Annotated in this window: 18 protein-coding genes; 5 read left to right on the top strand and 13 right to left on the bottom strand. The window is 38.0% G+C overall.

The window, feature by feature from the left end; genetic code table 11:
• Window positions 1-38: 38 nt before the first annotated feature.
• Together LEP1GSC199_RS17225 and LEP1GSC199_RS17220 are read right to left on the bottom strand one after the other, a co-directional pair.
• Window positions 39-389 carry a phosphorylase family protein gene (locus tag LEP1GSC199_RS17225; protein ID WP_002988707.1) on the bottom strand — a complete coding sequence of 117 codons (351 nt, stop codon included), beginning with the start codon at window positions 387-389 and terminating at the stop codon, window positions 39-41.
• 101 nt (window positions 390-490) lie between these two features.
• Window positions 491-1,246, bottom strand: coding sequence for a hypothetical protein (locus LEP1GSC199_RS17220; RefSeq protein ID WP_002988605.1), 756 nt, complete (start codon window positions 1,244-1,246; stop codon window positions 491-493).
• 398 nt (window positions 1,247-1,644) lie between these two features.
• Between LEP1GSC199_RS17220 and LEP1GSC199_RS17215 the strand changes: the two genes are divergently transcribed.
• On the top strand, window positions 1,645-2,004 hold the full coding sequence (locus LEP1GSC199_RS17215; protein ID WP_039927270.1) for a hypothetical protein: 360 nt from the start codon (window positions 1,645-1,647) through the stop codon (window positions 2,002-2,004).
• Between the two features lie 139 nt (window positions 2,005-2,143).
• Here the strand turns inward: LEP1GSC199_RS17215 and LEP1GSC199_RS17210 are convergent, their stop codons facing one another.
• From LEP1GSC199_RS17210 to LEP1GSC199_RS17190, 5 genes are all read right to left on the bottom strand, one after another.
• A complete protein-coding gene (locus tag LEP1GSC199_RS17210; RefSeq protein WP_039927268.1) occupies window positions 2,144-2,725 on the bottom strand; it encodes a YdeI/OmpD-associated family protein in 582 nt (193 codons plus the stop codon).
• A gap of 190 nt (window positions 2,726-2,915) precedes the next feature.
• Window positions 2,916-3,110: a PIN domain-containing protein gene (locus tag LEP1GSC199_RS17205; protein WP_002988714.1), complete on the bottom strand. Its 195-nt coding sequence runs from the start codon at window positions 3,108-3,110 to the stop codon at window positions 2,916-2,918.
• A gap of 365 nt (window positions 3,111-3,475) precedes the next feature.
• The gene (locus LEP1GSC199_RS17200; RefSeq protein WP_002988530.1) at window positions 3,476-3,913 is read right to left on the bottom strand and encodes a type II toxin-antitoxin system VapC family toxin; all 438 of its coding nucleotides are present in this window, start codon (window positions 3,911-3,913) and stop codon (window positions 3,476-3,478) included.
• Window positions 3,913-4,191: a type II toxin-antitoxin system Phd/YefM family antitoxin gene (locus tag LEP1GSC199_RS17195; RefSeq protein WP_002988775.1), complete on the bottom strand. Its 279-nt coding sequence runs from the start codon at window positions 4,189-4,191 to the stop codon at window positions 3,913-3,915. Before LEP1GSC199_RS17195 ends, LEP1GSC199_RS17200 begins: the two co-directional genes overlap by 1 nt.
• Window positions 4,192-4,710: 519 nt before the next feature.
• Window positions 4,711-5,673: an LA_2444/LA_4059 family outer membrane protein gene (locus LEP1GSC199_RS17190; RefSeq protein ID WP_039927265.1), complete on the bottom strand. Its 963-nt coding sequence runs from the start codon at window positions 5,671-5,673 to the stop codon at window positions 4,711-4,713.
• A 151-nt stretch (window positions 5,674-5,824) separates the two neighbouring features.
• On the opposite strand from LEP1GSC199_RS17190, the gene LEP1GSC199_RS17185 reads away from it, so the two are divergent.
• Together LEP1GSC199_RS17185 and LEP1GSC199_RS17180 are read left to right on the top strand one after the other, a co-directional pair.
• On the top strand, window positions 5,825-7,438 hold the full coding sequence (locus LEP1GSC199_RS17185; protein ID WP_002988395.1) for a fumarate hydratase: 1,614 nt from the start codon (window positions 5,825-5,827) through the stop codon (window positions 7,436-7,438).
• 148 nt (window positions 7,439-7,586) lie between these two features.
• Entirely contained in the window at window positions 7,587-7,961 is a 375-nt protein-coding gene (locus tag LEP1GSC199_RS17180) for an SRPBCC domain-containing protein (protein ID WP_232420824.1), read from the top strand.
• 10 nt (window positions 7,962-7,971) lie between these two features.
• Here LEP1GSC199_RS17180 and fumC read toward each other — a convergent pair whose 3' ends face one another.
• Complete coding sequence (gene fumC, locus LEP1GSC199_RS17175) at window positions 7,972-9,351, bottom strand: class II fumarate hydratase (protein ID WP_002988513.1); 1,380 nt, start codon at window positions 9,349-9,351, stop codon at window positions 7,972-7,974.
• Window positions 9,352-9,481: 130 nt separating this feature from the next.
• The gene (locus tag LEP1GSC199_RS17170) at window positions 9,482-9,814 is read right to left on the bottom strand and encodes a hypothetical protein (protein ID WP_198288797.1); all 333 of its coding nucleotides are present in this window, start codon (window positions 9,812-9,814) and stop codon (window positions 9,482-9,484) included.
• 136 nt (window positions 9,815-9,950) lie between these two features.
• Here LEP1GSC199_RS17170 and LEP1GSC199_RS17165 point away from each other — a divergent pair, with 136 nt between their 5' ends.
• Window positions 9,951-10,403, top strand: a complete 453-nt coding sequence (locus LEP1GSC199_RS17165) for an AAA family ATPase (protein WP_198288796.1) — start codon at window positions 9,951-9,953, stop codon at window positions 10,401-10,403.
• Window positions 10,404-10,427: 24 nt separating this feature from the next.
• On the opposite strand, the gene LEP1GSC199_RS17160 is transcribed toward LEP1GSC199_RS17165, so the two are convergent.
• The 4 genes from LEP1GSC199_RS17160 to LEP1GSC199_RS17145 all read right to left on the bottom strand — a co-directional run bounded on the left by LEP1GSC199_RS17160 (window position 10,428) and on the right by LEP1GSC199_RS17145 (window position 12,152).
• The gene (locus LEP1GSC199_RS17160; protein WP_002988604.1) at window positions 10,428-10,805 is read right to left on the bottom strand and encodes a type II toxin-antitoxin system VapC family toxin; all 378 of its coding nucleotides are present in this window, start codon (window positions 10,803-10,805) and stop codon (window positions 10,428-10,430) included.
• On the bottom strand, window positions 10,802-11,008 hold the full coding sequence (locus tag LEP1GSC199_RS17155) for an AbrB/MazE/SpoVT family DNA-binding domain-containing protein (protein ID WP_002988769.1): 207 nt from the start codon (window positions 11,006-11,008) through the stop codon (window positions 10,802-10,804). Before LEP1GSC199_RS17155 ends, LEP1GSC199_RS17160 begins: the two co-directional genes overlap by 4 nt.
• Window positions 11,009-11,139: 131 nt before the next feature.
• Window positions 11,140-11,403, bottom strand: coding sequence for an RNA recognition motif domain-containing protein (locus LEP1GSC199_RS17150; RefSeq protein ID WP_002988662.1), 264 nt, complete (start codon window positions 11,401-11,403; stop codon window positions 11,140-11,142).
• A 257-nt stretch (window positions 11,404-11,660) separates the two neighbouring features.
• Window positions 11,661-12,152 carry an FKBP-type peptidyl-prolyl cis-trans isomerase gene (locus LEP1GSC199_RS17145; RefSeq protein ID WP_002988498.1) on the bottom strand — a complete coding sequence of 164 codons (492 nt, stop codon included), beginning with the start codon at window positions 12,150-12,152 and terminating at the stop codon, window positions 11,661-11,663.
• Window positions 12,153-12,245: 93 nt separating this feature from the next.
• Here LEP1GSC199_RS17145 and LEP1GSC199_RS17140 point away from each other — a divergent pair, with 93 nt between their 5' ends.
• Window positions 12,246-13,922, top strand: a complete 1,677-nt coding sequence (locus tag LEP1GSC199_RS17140; protein ID WP_002988438.1) for a Na/Pi cotransporter family protein — start codon at window positions 12,246-12,248, stop codon at window positions 13,920-13,922.

The following is a 13,922-nucleotide window of genomic DNA, read 5'->3' as shown; positions in this document are numbered from 1 at the left end:
ATCTCCATTTTCGGCTTGGAGTATTAGCTTAATTTAGGTCAGCAAAATTGCGTTTTCATCTGAACTGGAATAAAACCACCAGCAGTTCCAATGTTAATAATATACTTAGGATTGAGATTAGATATTACCCATTGCGTAGAAGCAGCAGAATCAATTTTTCCCCAACCTCCATGAAAAAAAATGACATTTTGTTTAGATAAAGAGAAAAAATTGTCTACTGAGAAAAATTCTCCGTATGGAGAATACTGAAGAGTATCGGCCTTTATTTGAAGGATATTTTTTGCAGAAACCCATTCCGTATTTGCAGAAATAATTATTATAATGTTTTTTCTTTGGGAGCAGTTACAAAAGAAAAATTGGAGGAGAATATATAAAAGTAGTTTTTTCATTATTTAATTTAAGGCAATTTCTGCTAACAGACCAGACTTACTGACGTAGGCTGGCGCTGAGTTTCGAATCGTTTCCATGCTGTTATGCGTTGGTGAAAAATTTACTTAATAATTAGATCCTGTCTTGAAAGAGCCAACTCAATAAATTTTTTCTTTTTTGCTATTAGAGGTAATGGTTCAAATCCTCTAACTTTACAAACCCTTGCTAGTTTATATTTTAATCCATAAGACTGGATAGTTTTTAATACGTTAATTTTTCCGTCATAAATTCTAATTATGTGATTAGTTAAATTAGAGTAGACCATATCCTCTTCTGGCAGATAGCAACCTACTGCAATATCAGCAGGAGTAACATTTTCATTTTTATTTATTTTATCTATGGGCAAAATGACCATAGGTATTGCTTCTGCAAAGGCAGAGCTAATTGCAGTATATAGGATATAGCTTGATGTATTTGTATTTTCTTGATACTGAACACCGCTATTTAATAGAAGCTTTATTATTTTAATCTTTTCACCTTTCCTTTTTTCATAACAATCAGCGAAACAATTGTCTCCAAATCTGTAAATTGATACAGCTAGATCTAACAAAGTCTTTTTATCGTAGTTACTCAGGTCCTGAACTTTTTTGTAAAATGATTGAAATGTGTCATAATCGCCGAAGGAAGCTGCTAAACCAATTGGACTATTTTCTAAAGGACCATCTTTTTTTAAAATTTGCTTTGAAGTTAAAAAGTTTTGTTCAACAAAGCTTGGTTCAATTTTTTCATTTTTGTAATATTTATCTTGTAATAAGTCTCTATTCGTAACGCATGAAGCGGTTGTAATTAGTAATGCTGAAGTTAATATTTTTTTCATAATTAAAATTTCTGTTTTTCGAAATATAGTAAAGTATTTTTTTACGTGCGCCTAACGAACTAGGCTTACAGACTTATGCTGGCGCTGAGTCCCAAACTGGCGTTAAGAAACTTAAAACAGATTCATTAGTATTTATGTCAATGAGGCAGTTCCATTTCTGTGGAATTGATCTATCTTTTGATTCAACTTTCTTGTAATCTTCAGAGCATTATAAATCAATTTGATGTTTTGTATTTGTGATTATACTTAATGAATTAGATTTTTTCTAAGATTATTGGTAACAAGTATCTCTTTATACAATTGATTACTTTTTCAATCTATTGGTTTTTAGTTATATAGATTATTTTTGGGCTTCATTCAACGTAATACATTTTATAATAAGAGTTTTCTGGAAAAATTTGCTTGATAAAAAATTAAAAGTAGTCTATGTAAGTATTATGCTGAGTCAAAAAAAGCTAACTAAAGTTAAGTTTCCATATTGGGTTCTTTATATTTATATTTTTTGTTCATCATGCGTTATGATACGGTTTATAGATAGATCTTATAATGACTTTAATTATTTTAGTTTTTCGAAATTATTGGGTATTATTGGTTTGATGTTGGATGGTTTTGGAGTGATATTAACTTTTTCGTCCATGCCTAATATTGGTGGAATCTGGAATGAGGGGATTATAATTAAAGAACAAGAGAAGAAATTAAAACCATTTCATATTTTGGGTTTAGTATTTATAGTCGTTGGGTTTTTTTACAAGCTTTAAGTATAGTTATATCCTAATTTCGCATAACGAAATAATGGAGACGATGTTCCCCGGCGTTTGTGCCTCATAGAATTGAGTTTAATACTTTTGCTTTACTCTTATTGAAAGGATTTCGCGTTTATTGTTGTTGGCAAATAATTTAGTGCAATTTTTGTCGATTCTTCATCATTTGGAGAAGAGCCTCCATTCGTTTTTCTCTTGTCTTTAAAGTCTTTGCTGTTTGTAATCGCCAAGCAATTGCATATACGTTCGTTTTATTCAGTGTTTTAAAGAATTCGTGGGCGTACTGATCTTTTACTAATTTTTCTAGAAAATCAGGGGGAATTTCCATTTGGCTTGGAGAATCATAGGCTTGGTCCCATCTGCCATCTTTTTTTGCAGTCTCTATTTCTAATAATCCGCTTGGTTGCATTCGTTTTTCTTTGATAAGCAGATCTGCTCGCTCTCTATTTCGCTTTGACCATTTGCTTTGTGATCTGCGTGGAGTAAATTTCTGAATCCACGATGTTTCATCGTATTTATTTTTCAGACTATCGATCCAGCCGAAGCAAAGAGCTTCATCTAGTGCCTCATCATAGGTTATTGTTTTTTTTCCGGAGTCTTTCTTATAAATTCGAAGCCAAATACCATTAGGAAATGTAGCAAAATTTAACATAAGCCATTCCTTCCATTTCTCTGAGGAAGAAAAAGATTTGATGATTATTTCATTATTTTTATTCATAGAATTTCCATTCATCTGAAATTTTTCATTTACTTATACAACAAAATTTGTAGCAGACCGAGCGAGGGTGAAAATCCCGTTAGGCGGAGTCTCTTATTATGGCGTAGGGATTTTCTTCTTCTTTTCTAAATCTTTTTTTCAATGATCCTGGTTATATAGATCTTATGTAATATGTTGTGCTTTTTGAAAATTAGTTCAAAATCATTTTTACAATCTTGCTCCAATTTAGTTTTGATTTATCTGGAATATTTAATTTGGAAAAATATTTTTCTGCAAGTGCCATTATTTCACTAGATTCAGCTGAAATTGGCAAATTTTGCGAAGCTTTCATTCTTTTCTCTGCTTCGATGACAGCAAGTGAAATATAACAGTCGAATTTGTTCATTTCCTCTTCCCACCAGTCAATTGTAGTCTCCTAACGTGATAGAGTACGAATATCTTTGGATAGTTTTGTATAATAACTTATTACTGATGTTTCGATGTAGACGCGACTTTTCATCTTGTTGGTAGTCTATACTCAGTTATCTCCCTGTAAAGATCAAAAACTCTGGATTTTTATCTCTCTTTTCCTTTATAAATTATTTTAAGAGATTTCGCGTAACGAACTAGGCTTACTGAAGTTGTATGACCCTGAGTCCCGAACGGGAAGTGCACGTAGCTTGCGGATGAAAGCGAGTGACGGGAGGAAAATGTGGCACAGCCCAAGAGAGGCCGTAAGTGTCGAAGGTGCTGTTATGCGAAGGTTCGTATTTACTTCCAATTATATATTCCGATATTTAAACCATCTTTTTTAGCTGCAGTTGCTAGATTATCGTCTGCACTAAGAAAGAAAGTTTCTTCTTCTAATTCTCTGAATAGAAGAATCGCAGAAACGAGGTGAATAGCATCGAAACCTCTAAGTAAATATTTTGAATGAATTCTATCTAATTCAGAATTTATTGAATGATCTACGTTAATTTTGACAAGTTGATCCCAATCAGATTTAAATTGTTTTATAATAGATTCTTTTATTTTTTCAGAGAACTTATCAATTTTTTGTTTTTTATTAATTGTGGCTAGGATTTCTGAATAGCCAACTTGTGATATTGCAATATATCGATTATCTTTCCATATTTTTAATACAGTATCAGAAGCAAATTCAGCAAAGTATTTTTTTACAAGAACGCTTGAATCTAAATAATAAAACATTAACGATCGTTAAGTAATATATCAGATGCAGTCATTTTTGACTTTGTTTTAAGCGGAGTAGTCGATTTACTTTGCTTATCCTTACTTGGAAGTTGTATCATACCTTTTTCAGCTAAAAGATACATTTTCTCAATAGTAGATTTTTGTTTTATTGGTTCTTTTATTAGTCTAGCAATAGGTTTTCCGTGATCAGTAACGATTACTTCGTCTCCAAGCCTGGCTTTATCGAGATATTCGCTAAGTTTTGCTTTTAGATCTCTTACTCCGACATAAATCATTCTTTTAACTCCGAAATTGTGGTTACAATTGTAGGATAATGGTTACTTTCAGAGAAATCAAGACGAAAAAATGCCAAATTTATGCTTTTCTTCGTTTCCATAGAAGTTATGCGAACTTTCACATAACGAACTAATAACCGCCCCTCTCACCCTATCTCAATCACAAGCAAATCCAGGTTTGAAGAAGCTTTGGCAGGATAAGGTCACTGGAATTTTATCGGCATCTCTCAAGTTGATTGCTGTAAGAAGGAAAACCTGCAAATTTCTTTTCCTCACAGTCATTTTCTGTCGAGATTCGCACGCGACAATTAGATAGAAAAAATAAACTCTATAGGATTACGATAGGAAAGAATAATTTCATTTTATCTTTAAGATCAAAATAGAGGCAATCGACGGTTTTTCAATTTTGATCGATTCCTTCACATATCACTTGTTATCGTGTATTTGTCAAGTAAGGAACCAAAATTCCATTGACTTTAGAAAGAAATCGGAAACCTAACGTTAACTTCTAAGGTCCTCTTAAAAACTCACCATCATCCCCAGATAAATCCCTCGAAGCGTATCAAAGTTTTCCGATTTTTTCGGGAGGTTCATCTCCCAATTTCCTGTGAGAGAGGGACTAGCAGAACCCAAATTCTCTGTGCTGCGACTGAATTGAATTTCATTATAATGGTAGTAGGAGAATTTAGAGACGATCATATTGTATCCCACAAAGAATTTCATGTTGGGAAAAAAAGAATAGGCTAGGGAACCATCAAATTCATATCCCCTAAAGATTCCTTCTGTACCTGCGGTGGATAAAGAGTATTGGAACCGGTCTTCCGTTAGGTTTGGTTGTTTGAAAAACCGAGTGCCTTGTGTGTAAAACACATCCATTGTTAGGTGGAATGCTAAGTCATAAGGAAGTTCGTAGATACTTTGTACAGAGACTTGTGGGCCATACGTGAAAAAATATTCTTTGAAAGTCCCTTGCCCTAGATAATTTCCATATAGGTAACGATTGATATTACGAATCCCCCCTCCTAGATAAAGTTTCCAATCCTTTCTGGGGCTCAAAGATTTGTAAGCATTGAATTCAAATTCCGAACGAGCCATTGGTGAAAGGTAATACCGGGAAATATTGGGTCCTTGCGATGTTTGTTGGTATAGAAGAGTGTTAGCGTTTACAATTTCAATTTCAAAGTAGGAGAGTTCTAATTTTAAACCTTTTGCGAAATTTTCATAACTGAATACAAAGGGAATGAGAACCTTTCCATTTTCCTTCAATGCCGAGCTGGAACGAGAGGGAACCAAGGATTCATTTTTATCTGTGAGAGATGTGTATTCATAAGGCAGATACTGGTAGGTCTGTCTTTTTAAGAGTAAGCTGATTTTTGAGTTTTTACTTTTTTCTTCAGGCTCTTGTCTGGCTGTCGCTGTCTCCTCTGCAAACAACATCGAAGGGAGAAAAATAAATAAAATGTAAATGAGGCTTTGTTTCATTTTCCTTTGTTATAGACTGTTTTTGAAAAAAGAGAAACGATTTTTCCATTAATCCTTTCGCATTGTTTTGGGTGTTTCCTAAACACTTCGTAAAAATTCATTTACTGGAAAGAGAATTCCCTGAACATAGAAGGATAGTTTAGAGGTTTCCATGCCAGAATTCTTTTATGCCGATCCCTTCCCACTCGGGGAAGATACAACTCCTTACAAATTGTTAACCAAGGACTTTGTAAGCACCGTCCCATTCGGGGATAAAGAAATTTTAAAAATCGAACCAGAGGGTTTGACCTTCCTTGCCGAAAAAGCCATGGAAGACATCGCTTTTTACCTCCGCCCAGGCCACTTGGAAAAAGTTCGCAAAATTTTAGATGATCCAGAAGCCACTAAAAATGATCGGTTTGTGGCAATGGCCCTTCTCAAAAATGCAGTGATTGCCGCAGACAAACAACTGCCTTCTTGCCAAGACACGGGAACGGGAATTGTTATGGCTAAAAAGGGCGAGTATGTCATCACCGGTGGCGATGATGCCGAAGCCCTCTCCAAAGGAATTTATAATACATACGTAGAGCGTAACTTGCGTTATTCGCAGGTAGTTCCTCTTTCTATGTATGAGGAAACTAACTCTGGTTCCAACTTACCGGCCCAGGTCGATATTTATGCAACACCTGGTCAAAAATATAGTTTTCTATTTATGGCAAAGGGGGGTGGGTCTGCTAACAAAACCTATCTCTACCAAGAAACGAAAGCCCTCCTCAACCCGGCATCTCTCGAAAAATTCATTTCGGAAAAAGTGGCGAGTCTTGGAACTTCTGCCTGTCCTCCCTACCACATAGCAGTGGTGATTGGGGGAACATCTGCCGAGGCAAATCTAAAGACCGTCAAACTGGCGTCAGCTGGTTATTTGGATCATTTGCCCACAAAAGGAACCAAAGAAGGAACTGCTTTTCGTGATATCGAACTCGAAGAGAAGATGTTACTTGCGGCTCAAAAATCGGGAATTGGAGCGCAGTTTGGTGGAAAATATTTAGCTCATGATTTCCGTATCATTCGTTTGCCAAGGCATGGTGCTTCGTGCCCAGTCGGACTTGGGGTGAGTTGTAGTGCCGATCGCAATATCAAAGCCAAAATCACAAAAGACGGAATTTACTTAGAACAACTCGAATACGATCCGGCACGTTTTTTACCTACAGTCGAAGAATCGGATGCGGGAAGTGAAACCGTTCATATCAATTTAAACCAACCCATGAAAGAGATTCTCGGAATTCTAAATAAATATCCTGTCAAAACACGGGTTATGTTGTCGGGACGACTCGTTGTGGCTCGTGACATTGCCCATGCCAAACTCAAAGAAAAATTAGATAAGGGAGAACCTCTTCCGGACTATTTTAAAAACCACCCTGTTTACTATGCGGGGCCTGCGAAAACTCCAGAAGGAATGCCATCCGGTTCCTTTGGTCCAACGACCGCAGGACGAATGGATAGTTATGTTCCTCTCTTTCAAGAAAAAGGTTACTCCATGATCTCTCTTGCCAAAGGGAATCGTTCCAAAGTGGTGACTGATAGCTGTAAGAAGAATGGGGGATTTTATCTCGGATCCATCGGTGGACCTGCGGCCTTACTTGCCAAAGAAAACATTAAAAAGGTGGAAGTTCTCGACTTCCCCGAGTTAGGTATGGAAGCCGTTTGGTCCATTGAAGTAGAAAACTTTCCCGCCTTTATCGTAGTCGATGACAAGGGAAATGATTTTTTTCAAATGTTGAATTGAAAATTGATTTCTTAGAATGAACTGTATTAGGTGAATCCAAAACTTGTAACGCGGTTTAAAAAGTGCAGATCAGAATTTTGAAACTGATACAAGGCAAACTAAGATGTGTAAAACGATCCAACAAAAAGTAAAATTTAAGGCTTCTCCAATGACGATCTACCAGTTTATTGCAGATTCGAAGAAAGTCACGGCCCTCACAGGGGAAACTGCGATGATCAGTAAACGGATTGGCGGTGACTTTTCTACCATGTCTGGAAAGGTATCTGGAATCATTGTAGACCTTGAACCTTCGAGAAGAATTGTGCAAGCCTGGAGAAGAAATGATTTTCCTGAAGGGATTTTTTCAATGGCTACGTTTACATTCAAAGAAACTACTGAAGGTGGAACTGAATTAACTTTAACACATCGCGGTGTGCCAAAGGCACTGATTCCTGATGTAGAAGAAGGTTGGCGAAAAAACTATTGGGATATGATTCGAAATGCTCTCAAAACTTTGTCCAGCAGCGGAGAACAAAAGAAATGATACAATCATTTCAAATCATCTCTTCCGGTTTCACCCATTCATCAAACTGTTCTGCCGTCAATATTCCCAACTGAATTCCTGCTTCTTTCAAAGTGGATTTTTCTTTATGGGCAGTTTTTGCAATCTTTGCAGCTTTATCATAGCCAATATGTGGGTTAAGAGCCGTCACAAGCATCAGTGAATTTTTTAGGTTGTGTTCGATTGTTTCTAGGTTTGGTTCAATTCCCCGTGCACAGTGTTCTTCAAAAGAATTTGTAGCATCGGCTAACAACCGTATAGAATTAAGTACATTAAAAATAATCAGTGGTTTGAATACATTTAGTTCAAAGTTTCCAGAAGATCCACCTACGTTCACTGCCACATCATTTCCTATCACTTGAGCTGCCACCATGGTCATGGCTTCGGATTGTGTGGGGTTTACTTTCCCTGGCATAATGGAAGAGCCTGGTTCATTTTCAGGAATGGAAATTTCTCCAATCCCACATCTTGGTCCGGATGCCAACAGGCGAATATCGTTTGCGATCTTCATGAGGGAACAGGCGATGGTTTTCAAAACTCCACTCACTTCCACAAGGGAATCGTGTGCGGCGAGTGCCTCAAATTTGTTTTCCGCCGTGACAAAGGGGAGCCCTGTTTCTTTGGCAATTGTAGCCGCGACCTGCACTGCAAATTCGGGATGGGTGTTGAGTCCTGTCCCTACAGCAGTTCCCCCAAGTGCCAACCGGTATACAGAAGGTAACACTCGTTCGATTCTCTCTATCGAATACTTTAATTGTTGGACATAGCCAGAAAATTCCTGACCCAGTGTGAGAGGGGTGGCATCCTGTAAATGAGTACGACCAATTTTGATGATACTGGCAAAGTTTTTTGCTTTTTGATCCAATGTGTCGTGGAGCGTTTGTAAGGCGGGTATGAGTTTGTGAACCAAACTTTCCACACAAGCAATATGCATGGCTGTGGGAAAGGTATCGTTGGAACTTTGGGCTTTGTTCACATCGTCATTGGGATGGATGGGTTTTTTAGAACCGAGAACTCCACCGGCCATTTCGATCGCTCTATTGGAAATGACTTCATTCACATTCATATTAGTTTGGGTTCCCGATCCGGTTTGCCATACTGAAAGGGGGAAGTGGTCATCTAACGTTCCAACAACGACTTCTTCCGCTGCCTTCACAATGAGTTCCATTTTTTCAGCCGAAAGGATTCCTAGCTCTTTGTTTGTCAGTGCTGCTGATTTTTTTAAAATCCCTAGAGCTCGAATCATCTCTCTAGGAAATTTGTCTGTTCCGATGCGGAAGTGGTGGAGGGAACGTTCGGTTTGGGCACCCCAATAACGAGATGCCTCCACTTCAATTTCGCCCATAGAGTCGGTTTCGATTCGTGTTTTCATATTCCCTCGAGAAATTCCTGGTCTTAGATTCTAATTTCAGACTCGGTAAGTGGGGGAAAAGAAAAAGAAAAAGTGGGAAGGGAAAATGGACTGCCCCCTCGCTTGTGAGAAAAGGCAGATTTTTTAAAAATTAAAAAGGTTGGTAGAACGCAAGGTAGGCTGCCAACAATCCTAAAAGTGGAAACACATACCAAAGGATTTTGGCAAATTTCTCTTTTTTGGAAGCAAGGGCCAAAAGTCCACCAAACGCAAGCCAGATGACAATTTTCAAAATGACCCAAACTGGCATCGCCGAATGGGAGATCCCTCGAAATTTCATGAGGCCAAATCCCGCAACGAAAAGAAGAATGAGAGCCACACCGTGAGTGATGGCAGCTACCGTTTTGAATTTGTTTTCCGATTTTTTTCCACCGTTGATGGTGTAGAGGGTAACTCCTCCCAGAGATAAAAATAACAAATACATTCCGAAAATATGGATGAGTTTATAAGCTTCGTATGACACAAAAGTCTCCTTAATTCTGTTCTATTCTTTCAGATAGAAGTATTCCTTGCGAGATTTTTCTCTTTCCAGATAAGGAAAAAGAATTAGGGTTTGGAGAATGGAATCTAAGAATTTGCCAGACCAAAAAACCAATCCAAATTCCATCCAAATCAAAAAAACACTCCTTGCCTTACGAGGGATTCCCGGATCGGGAAAAACTACCTTAGCAAATACGATTTCGTTGTCGAACGGAGCACCCATCTTCTCGATCGATTCCTATTTTGAAAATGAATCGGGAGAATATAACTTTGAGTATCAAAAAAATCACCTGGCCTACAAAGAATGTGAATCAAAAACCAAAGAGGCTTTGCAAGAGGGAATTCCTTTTGTCATCGTTGACAATACCTTTACTTTAGATTGGGAACTAGAACCTTACGAACGTTTGGCGAATGAATTTGGATATTTGTTTTTTGTGGTAACTGTGGAAAACAGACATGGCGGAAAAAATATTCACCAGATCCCAGAGGAACAGATAGAAAAGATGAGGGCGAAGTATCGGGTGGTTTTGTAGGGGGGTGAACGAAGGATCCTCGAATCAGTTTTTCTTTTCGAAAAACTTCACTCCTGGTAGTCCTTGAAAATCATTATCTTGGGTCCAAAGGGTTGCTTTGTTTAATTGGGCCGTTGCATAAATGATGCTATCTGCCATAGGTATTGATTTTTCCACACTGATCTTTGCGGCATAGATTGATATTCTAGAATCTAAATTGACGACCGTGCCGAGTTGCATATGAGCAACCATTTTCAGAGCAAGGTCCTCACCTCGTTCTTTATAAACTTTTTTGAAGATTTCAAATAAGGACAAACTGGGGACAATTAAGATTTCTGTTTTTTCAATGGCTTCAGCAAATAGATTGGCTCGACTCGTTCCACTGAAATATTCTAACCACCCGGAGGAATCAACGACATTCAAATCCGATCTCCATCCCTTTCTAATTTTGGATCCATCCCGAATAACGAACCTTTTAATTTTTTAATGGGTTCTATGGGAATTAACTCCATACGATTCCCAAAGGTTATGATTTCGAGTTTCATCCCAGCTTTGACACCGATTTGTTCGCGAATTTCTTTTGGAATGACTACTTGAAATTTTGGTGAGACAGTTACTTTTCCCATATCGATACCCTTATCGTAATACTATATGGTGATCGATCGAATGTCAATGGGATTTGGTTTTGTAAAACCAAATAGGCAAAAAAAATCCGTCACTTAAACAACGTTAAGCGACGGATTTTTGACAAACTAGATTATCTCCAGTTGTTAGTTTTAGGTTTTGCGATGTTTACTTTCATCTCACGGTTAAGGATGTTTTTTCCGTTAAGATCTTTGATCGCGTTATCAGCTTCTTTTCCATCTTTCATTTCGATGAATCCGAAACCTTTAGAACGACCAGAATACTGGTCAGTGATGATTTTTGCAGAAGTTACTGCACCGTGTGCTCCGAAAAGCTCAGTGAGTTTACCTTCAGTCATATCGTAAGAGAGGTTGCCAACATAAATGTTTACTGACATAGTTTTTGTCCTGTTTGTTAAAGTCGACTCGGGAATTCTAGATTTACAATCGTCGGAACCCTTTACGGGATTTTGGGTAAGAACTCCAGAAAAATGCAGGGAAAAACTTGGGAAAGCTACCAGCGTGCAAGCTTGAAAGGACTACTTCGGCGGTGAAAATCAACAATACTCTGAATCTTCCGTCAGTCTAATTACCCTTTAAAAAAAAAGCAATCCGAAAGAAGACTCAGAGGGAAAATATCGAAAAAAGAAAACTATTAATGGTGGTGGTGTCCGCCTGGACCGTGCACGTGACCATGTTGTAATTCTTCTTCAGTCGCTTCGCGAATGGACTTAATTGTCACCGCAAAGTGGAGAGTCTCTCCAGCTAACGGATGATTGCCGTTCAGAATGACTTCGGCATCCCTAACTTCTTGAAGATATAGAACCATTCTACCTTCTGGAGTATCCGTTTGGAATTCCATTCCCACTTCTAACTCAGCATCCGGTGGAAGTTCTGTTTTGGGAACTTGAAAAATAAGTTCTTCGTTATATGTCCCATAACCATCTTCAGGTGGTACAGTTACATTTTTAGAATCGCCGTTCACTAATCCTTCTAGTTCTTTTTCCAAACCGGGAATAATATTTTGCCAGCCGTGGAGGTATAATAACGGTTCTTCTGATTGGTCCAGAGTTTCTCCCTGGGCGTTCTTTAGGTGATAGGAAAATCCTACAACCATTCCTTTGCTGATGGTTTTTGACATATTCATTACACTTTGCCAATGGAAAAAAATACTGCAACCGAATAAAAGGTTGGTACCAAATTGTAATCGAAGAAATTGAACCTTGGAAATATTACATCTATGAATTGGTCACTACTCATTCAGGTTTTAGGCGGACTCGGGATTTTCATCTATGGGATGAAATTACTAAGTGAGTCCTTACAACGCGTGGCGGGAGATCGGCTTCGTTCCTTTCTTTCGTCGATGACGAGAAATAGAGTGTCTGCTGTTTTTAGCGGACTTTTTATTACATCTACAATACAATCCAGTTCTGCAACCACCGTTCTTGTGGTTGGATTTGTAAATGCCGGTTTAATTTCACTCGCCCAAGCCATCGGTGTCATCATGGGAGCCAATATTGGAACCACCATCACCGCATGGATTGTTTCTTTTTTAGGTTTTAAGTTCAACATTGCCACCTTCGCCTTACCGGCGGTTGCCGCAGGGGTGATCTTAAATTTTTCAAGAAAAGAAAGCAGGTCCGGTTGGGGAAGTTTCCTCATCGGGTTTGGATTTTTGTTTTTAGGATTGGATTATTTAAAAACTGCCGTTCCTGATAGCGCAAAGGATCCAGAAAGTTTTCTATTTTTGCAACAATACACAAATATGGGATTCAACACCATATTGTTATTCGTTTTGATTGGGGCCTTTTTAACCATTGTCATCCAATCTTCTTCTGCTTCCACAACCATTACCATCACTCTCGCATTCTCAGGTTATATCCCGATTGATGCCGCTTATGGTATGATCCTTGGTGAAAACATAGGAACTACCATTACAGCAAACCTTGCTGCCATTCCGGGAAATCGGAATGCTAAAAAGGCTGCTTTGGCGCATACGATGTTCAATGTGTTCGGAGTTTTATGGGCCTTACTATTTTTTAAATTTTTCACAGGCATTGTAGATGATTTGATTCCAGGGGATCCACTTACAGATAAAGAATCTACAAGATTCCATATCTCTCTTTTCCATACAATGTTTAACATTACAAACACACTCGTTCTCATTTGGTTTGTGAATACAATCACCAAAGTGGTGAGTGCCATTGTGGATGGACTTGCGTCGAAAACAGGAAAAGACAAAGATTCCATTCGTTTATTGCAAGCTGGGGCTGTGAAAACTACAGAGCTTGCGATGGTGGAATTGGTTGAGTTCACTAAAAAAATCATTCGTGATACTTATGATTTCCTTCGTTTGACAGAACAAATTTTATTACAACCTTTTGATGCCTCTCGTGTCCTTCAGGTATTAAAAAAAGAAGAAGAGTTAGACCAAGTTCGATCCGAAGTTCTTACCTACCTAAACCAAATCCAAGAGACCGGTATTACTGGTAACTACGCGAAAGATGTTTTAGGAATTATGGAAAGGGTGAAGGCAGTCGAAGAGATGGGGGATAACTTTGCATCGATTGCAAGAAAGATGCGTAAATCTCACCGTCAAAAAGTTTCCTTGGACAAAACGTTCGGTAATTCCGTAAAAGAACAAATGGATTTACTCAAACATCACTACGACATTTTGCTCGTGAACTTAGAACAAAGTGAAACTTTTGATATCCTTGGTAATCCACAGATTCGTAACCAAAGTCGTGAGTATCGTTTCCAAATGATTCGTTCCATCAAAAAGAACGATTCTAAAGTGAAAAAGAAAAAGTATCAGAAAAAAGAGAATTTGATGCCAGCTCTACTTTACCGCGATATTTCTCGTAACTTAGACAATATTTCCAGACTATTAAATGCGGCAATTTATGCGGACGTTTAG

Source organism: Leptospira vanthielii serovar Holland str. Waz Holland = ATCC 700522, assembly GCF_000332455.1.
In the GTDB taxonomy this organism is placed as follows: domain Bacteria; phylum Spirochaetota; class Leptospiria; order Leptospirales; family Leptospiraceae; genus Leptospira_A; species Leptospira_A vanthielii.
Note: the sequence above shows the minus strand (reverse complement) of the source record. Positions and strands in the feature narration are given on the sequence as shown.

What these genes read in the sequence shown, in the direction of transcription:
- LEP1GSC199_RS17170 (WP_198288797.1), bottom strand. Translation starts at nt 9,814, where the DNA reads ATGTATTTGTTATTTTTATCTCTGGGAGGAGTTACCCTCTACACCATC.
- LEP1GSC199_RS17180 (WP_232420824.1), top strand. Translation starts at nt 7,587, where the DNA reads ATGACGATCTACCAGTTTATTGCAGATTCGAAGAAAGTCACGGCCCTC.
- LEP1GSC199_RS17220 (WP_002988605.1), bottom strand. Translation starts at nt 1,246, where the DNA reads ATGAAAAAAATATTAACTTCAGCATTACTAATTACAACCGCTTCATGC.
- LEP1GSC199_RS17205 (WP_002988714.1), bottom strand. Translation starts at nt 3,110, where the DNA reads ATGAACAAATTCGACTGTTATATTTCACTTGCTGTCATCGAAGCAGAG.
- fumC (WP_002988513.1), bottom strand. Translation starts at nt 9,351, where the DNA reads ATGAAAACACGAATCGAAACCGACTCTATGGGCGAAATTGAAGTGGAG.
- LEP1GSC199_RS17210 (WP_039927268.1), bottom strand. Translation starts at nt 2,725, where the DNA reads ATGAATAAAAATAATGAAATAATCATCAAATCTTTTTCTTCCTCAGAG.
- LEP1GSC199_RS17155 (WP_002988769.1), bottom strand. Translation starts at nt 11,008, where the DNA reads ATGGGAAAAGTAACTGTCTCACCAAAATTTCAAGTAGTCATTCCAAAA.
- LEP1GSC199_RS17140 (WP_002988438.1), top strand. Translation starts at nt 12,246, where the DNA reads ATGAATTGGTCACTACTCATTCAGGTTTTAGGCGGACTCGGGATTTTC.
- LEP1GSC199_RS17200 (WP_002988530.1), bottom strand. Translation starts at nt 3,913, where the DNA reads ATGTTTTATTATTTAGATTCAAGCGTTCTTGTAAAAAAATACTTTGCT.
- LEP1GSC199_RS17145 (WP_002988498.1), bottom strand. Translation starts at nt 12,152, where the DNA reads ATGAATATGTCAAAAACCATCAGCAAAGGAATGGTTGTAGGATTTTCC.
- LEP1GSC199_RS17185 (WP_002988395.1), top strand. Translation starts at nt 5,825, where the DNA reads ATGCCAGAATTCTTTTATGCCGATCCCTTCCCACTCGGGGAAGATACA.
- LEP1GSC199_RS17165 (WP_198288796.1), top strand. Translation starts at nt 9,951, where the DNA reads ATGGAATCTAAGAATTTGCCAGACCAAAAAACCAATCCAAATTCCATC.
- LEP1GSC199_RS17190 (WP_039927265.1), bottom strand. Translation starts at nt 5,673, where the DNA reads ATGAAACAAAGCCTCATTTACATTTTATTTATTTTTCTCCCTTCGATG.
- LEP1GSC199_RS17195 (WP_002988775.1), bottom strand. Translation starts at nt 4,191, where the DNA reads ATGATTTATGTCGGAGTAAGAGATCTAAAAGCAAAACTTAGCGAATAT.
- LEP1GSC199_RS17225 (WP_002988707.1), bottom strand. Translation starts at nt 389, where the DNA reads ATGAAAAAACTACTTTTATATATTCTCCTCCAATTTTTCTTTTGTAAC.
- LEP1GSC199_RS17150 (WP_002988662.1), bottom strand. Translation starts at nt 11,403, where the DNA reads ATGTCAGTAAACATTTATGTTGGCAACCTCTCTTACGATATGACTGAA.